We start from the raw sequence: 4,184 nt of genomic DNA, 5'->3' as shown, positions 1-4,184 counted from the left end.
GCGCCGTTTTGCTGGACGGCGTGGACGTGCGCCAGATCGACCCGGCCGACGTGCGCCGCGCCATCGGCCACGTGCCGCAGGATCCGCTGCTGTTCTACGGCAGCCTCAAGCACAACCTGGCGATGGGCGCGCCCTACGCGGACGACGCCAGCATCCTGGCCGCGGCCAACCTGGCCGGCGTGTCCGAGTTCGCCAACCTGCATCCCAACGGCTTCGACATGCTGATCGGCGAGCGCGGCGAGTCCCTGTCCGGCGGCCAGCGCCAGTCGGTGGCGGTGGCCCGCGCCCTGATCAACGACCCGCCCATCCTGCTGCTCGATGAACCCAGCAGCAACATGGACCACCAGAGCGAGGCGCAGCTGCGCAAGCGCCTGGGCGAAGTCAGCGCCAGCAAGACCATCATGCTGGTCACCCACCGCACCGCCCTGCTCGAGCTGGTCGACCGCCTCATCGTGATCGACAACGGCCAGATCATGGCCGACGGCCCCAAGGAGCAAGTCATCGAAGCCCTGCGTCAAGGACGCGTCGGACGCGGAAGCTGAGGGACTCATGGAGAACATCGCCACCCAAAAACTCGCGCCCCGGCCGGGCCTGCTGACTCGGCTCTGGCTCAGGCTGCGCAACGTCTTCGTGTACTTCTTCGACCGCCTGCTCGACGGCGCCGAAAAGGGCAAGCCGCAGCAGCGCAACGACTACGTCGGCAATGCCGAGTGGGTCATCCACGAATCGCAGGCGCGCGGCGCCCGCGTGCTGCTGTGGACCAGCCTGCTGGCCGTTGCCCTGCTGCTGCTGTGGGCAGGCTTCGGCAGCATCGACGAAGTCGTGCGCGGCGAAGGCAAGGTGGTGCCCTCGCGCCAGGTGCAGATCATCCAGAGCCTGGACGGCGGCATCGTCGAGGAAATCCTGGTCAAGCCCGGCCAGGAGGTCGAAGCCGGCCAGATCCTGCTCAAGATCGACTCCACCCGCTTCGCCTCATCGCTGGGCGAGAACAACGCCGAATACCTGTCGCTGCTGGCCAAGTCGGCGCGCCTGAAGGCGCTGGCGACCGGCGAGCCCTTCGTCGCACCCGAGGAAGTGCTCAAGCAGGCGCCCAACCTGATCGAAATGGAACGCAACGCCTGGCAGGCGCGCACCAGCGAGCTGAACGCCACCGTCAACGTCGCCCGCGAGCAGCTCAAGCAGCGCCAGGAAGAACTGCGCGAGACCATCGCCAAGCGCGACCAGGCCTCGGCCAGTTGCGGCCTGACCTCGCGCGAGCTGCAGGTGACCCGTCCGCTGCTCAAGAGCGGCGCCGTGTCCGAGGTGGACCTGCTGCGCCTGCAGCGCGACGTGGCCCGCTATTGCGGCGAACAGAAAGGCGCCGAGGCCCAGATCGACCGCATCCAGGCATCCATCAAGGAAGCCCAGAGCAAGCTCGAGGAATCGGAACTGAATATCCGCAACCAGGCCCGCAACGAGCTGTCCGAGACCAACACCAAGCTGTCCACGCTGCGGGAGGGCAAGCTGGCGCTGGCCGACCGGGTCAAGCTGGCCGAGGTGCGCGCGCCGGTGCGCGGCACCGTCAAGACCCTGTTCAACAACACGGTCGGCGGCGTGGTGCAGCCGGGCAAGGACATCATCGAGATCGTGCCCAAGGACGACACGCTGCTGCTGGAAGTGCGCATCCTGCCGCGCGACATCGGCTTCCTGCACGCCGACCAGAAGGCCGAGGTGAAATTCACCGCCTACGACTTCGCCATCTATGGCGGGCTGGAAGGCAAGGTCGAGCAGATCGGCGCCGACACGGTGACGGACGAGAAAGGCAATTCGTACTACGTGGTGCGGGTCCGCACCGATCGCAGCACCGTGGGGGACAAGAACCTGCCCATCATCCCCGGGATGGTGGCCGAGGTTCACATCCTGACCGGCAAGCGCACCGTGCTGCAGTACCTGCTCAAGCCGGTCCTGCGCGCCAAGGCCAACGCCTTTACCGAGCGTTGACCCCCTTACTTGATTAGAGGAGAGCGAGAAGGCTTTATGAAATCCGTTCCCGTCTTGTTGATTACGCACGACGATCTGTTGTGGCAGCGCTGGCGAGAGCTCGACCCCGAGCGCTGGCTGGTTGCCCGCGGGCGCGGGCTGGCCGACCTGCAGCGCTGGCGCGACCAGGGCCGCTCCCTGGCCGTGCTGGACGCCGACCTGCCGCGGCTGCCGTCCTGGCAGGACGCCGCCTGGGCGCAAACCCTGGCCGGCCTCAGCCTGCTGGTCGCCAGCGCCAGCCCCCACGACGAACAGGGCACCCAGGTCCTGGCCGCGGGCGCCCAAGGCTACTGCCACAGCTACGCCCCGCCGCAGGCGCTGGCCCAGGCCCTGGAGGTCATCTCCACGGGCGGCATCTGGATGGGCCGCTCCCTGGTCAGCCGCCTGCTGCGCCTGGTGGCCGAGAAGGGCCAGGATGCCGGCGACTGGGATGGCGGCCTGCTGACCGAGCGCGAGACCACCGCCGCCCGCTATGCCGCCGGCGGCTGGGCCAACGCCCAGATCGCCGAGGCGCTGGGCATCACCGAACGCACCGTCAAGGCCCATCTGTCGGCGGTTTTCGAGAAACTGGGCGTGTCCGACCGCCTGCAGCTGGCGCTGCTGGTGCACGGCATCTCCTCGCCTAGCGAATCCCGCAGCAAAATCCCCTCCTGAATTGTCCTCAAGGACAATACCCCGGCCTGCGGGCCTCCTCTAGTATCTGGCCATCTTGGATCAATCCCTCAACGGAACCCATCATGGCCAACTCCTCTCCCGCCGTCGTCACCGAACTCACCGGCCGCGCCTGGATTCGCAATAGCGACGGCTCGCTGACCGAGCTGCATCAAGGCAGCAATGTCCCCGCCGGCAGCGACGTCGTCACTGCCTCGGGCGCCACCGTCGCCCTGCAAGTGGAAAACGGCATGCCCATCGTGATCGGCGAAGGCCGCCAGGTCGCCATGAATGGGGACGTATCGGGCGCGCTGCCCGATCCGACCGAAGCCGCTGTCACCCCGCCCAAGGGCACCGATTCCGACCGCCTGCTGGCGGCCCTGCAATCCGGCCAGGACCCGTTCGAGGTCCTGGATCCGACCGCCGCCGTGGTCAGCGGCGGTCCTGGCGATGATGGCGGCGGCAGCTTCGTGCGCCTGGCCCGCATCCTGGAAAGCACTTCCCCGCTGGACCTGGCCTACCCGAATCCGAGCCGCGGCCTCGACACGCTGAACCTGCTCGGCGGTGGCGGCGGCGCTGGCGGCGCCGGCAACACCAACAACGCGCCCATCGCCGTCAACGACACGGCCCGCGGCGACGAGAAGACCACCATCCGCGGCAACCTGCTGGCCAACGACAGCGACCCCGATGGCGATCCGCTGAGCATCGTCTCGATCAACGGCCGCCCCATGACCCCGGGCGGCGTCGCGGTCACCGGCTCGAACGGCGGCACCTTCATCGTGCAGCCCGACGGCAGCTACGTGTTCGTGCCGGGCACCAGCTTCCAGCACCTGCCCGAAGGCCAGACCGCCACCACCACGATTTCCTACGTCGTCACCGACCCCAGCGGCGCCACCTCGACCGCCACCGTGGAAGTGACCGTGGTCGGCGTCAATGACCCGGCCAAGATCACCCCGGCCCAGGCTGGCGACGACGCCGGTTCGGTCACCGAAGACAAGGTCTCGACCGCCAACGGCAAGCTCAATGTGGTCGACCCCGACGACGGCCAGTCGTTCTTCGTCGCCGCGGCCGATCGTCCGGGCACGTATGGCACGTTCTCGATCGATGCCAATGGCAACTGGGTCTACAACCTCAACAACAACGATCCCAGGGTCCAGGGCCTGGGCGTTGGCGAGAAGCTGACCGAGACCTTCACGGTCACCACCGCCGACGGCACCACCGGCACGGTCACCATCACCATCAACGGCACCAACGACGTGCCGACGATCAGCGGCACCGCGACCGGCGGCATCAAGGAAGACGGCCCCGAGGCAACTGTGTCCGGCCAGCTGGAAAAGCATGACGTCGACACCAACGATACCCATACCTGGACCGTCAGCGACGGCGGCAAGGGCGAATACGGTTCGTTCACTGTCGACAACAACGGCAAGTGGACGTACACGCTCAACAACGACGACCCCAAGGTCCAGGCCCTCAAGCAGGGCGAGACCGCCACCGACAAGATCACCGTGACC

At 67.5% G+C, this 4,184-nt stretch carries 4 protein-coding genes; all 4 read left to right on the top strand.

Features of this window, described 5'->3' with window-relative positions:
- A partial coding sequence (locus tag KDH83_RS32630) for an ATP-binding cassette domain-containing protein (protein WP_249205211.1) occupies positions 1-542 on the top strand: 542 nt, incomplete at its 5' end.
- A 7-nt stretch (positions 543-549) separates the two neighbouring features.
- Complete coding sequence (locus KDH83_RS19390; RefSeq protein WP_212318881.1) at positions 550-1,980, top strand: HlyD family type I secretion periplasmic adaptor subunit; 1,431 nt, start codon at positions 550-552, stop codon at positions 1,978-1,980.
- Positions 1,981-2,016: 36 nt separating this feature from the next.
- Positions 2,017-2,673 (top strand): response regulator transcription factor, encoded by a 657-nt coding sequence (locus KDH83_RS19385; RefSeq protein WP_103275270.1) that lies wholly within the window; start codon positions 2,017-2,019, stop codon positions 2,671-2,673.
- Between the two features lie 83 nt (positions 2,674-2,756).
- Positions 2,757-4,184: retention module-containing protein (locus tag KDH83_RS19380; RefSeq protein ID WP_212318879.1), on the top strand; the 1,428-nt coding region annotated here is incomplete at its 3' end.

The organism is Achromobacter sp. Marseille-Q0513, assembly GCF_018195695.1.
Classification (GTDB): Bacteria; Pseudomonadota; Gammaproteobacteria; order Burkholderiales; family Burkholderiaceae_B; genus Achromobacter.
The sequence above is the reverse complement of the archived record's forward strand: the minus strand, read 5'-3'. Positions and strand labels throughout refer to the sequence as shown.

Excerpts from the sequence above, each read along its gene's own strand:
- KDH83_RS19390 (WP_212318881.1), top strand. The coding sequence starts at position 550 with ATGGAGAACATCGCCACCCAAAAACTCGCGCCCCGGCCGGGCCTGCTG.
- KDH83_RS19385 (WP_103275270.1), top strand. The coding sequence starts at position 2,017 with ATGAAATCCGTTCCCGTCTTGTTGATTACGCACGACGATCTGTTGTGG.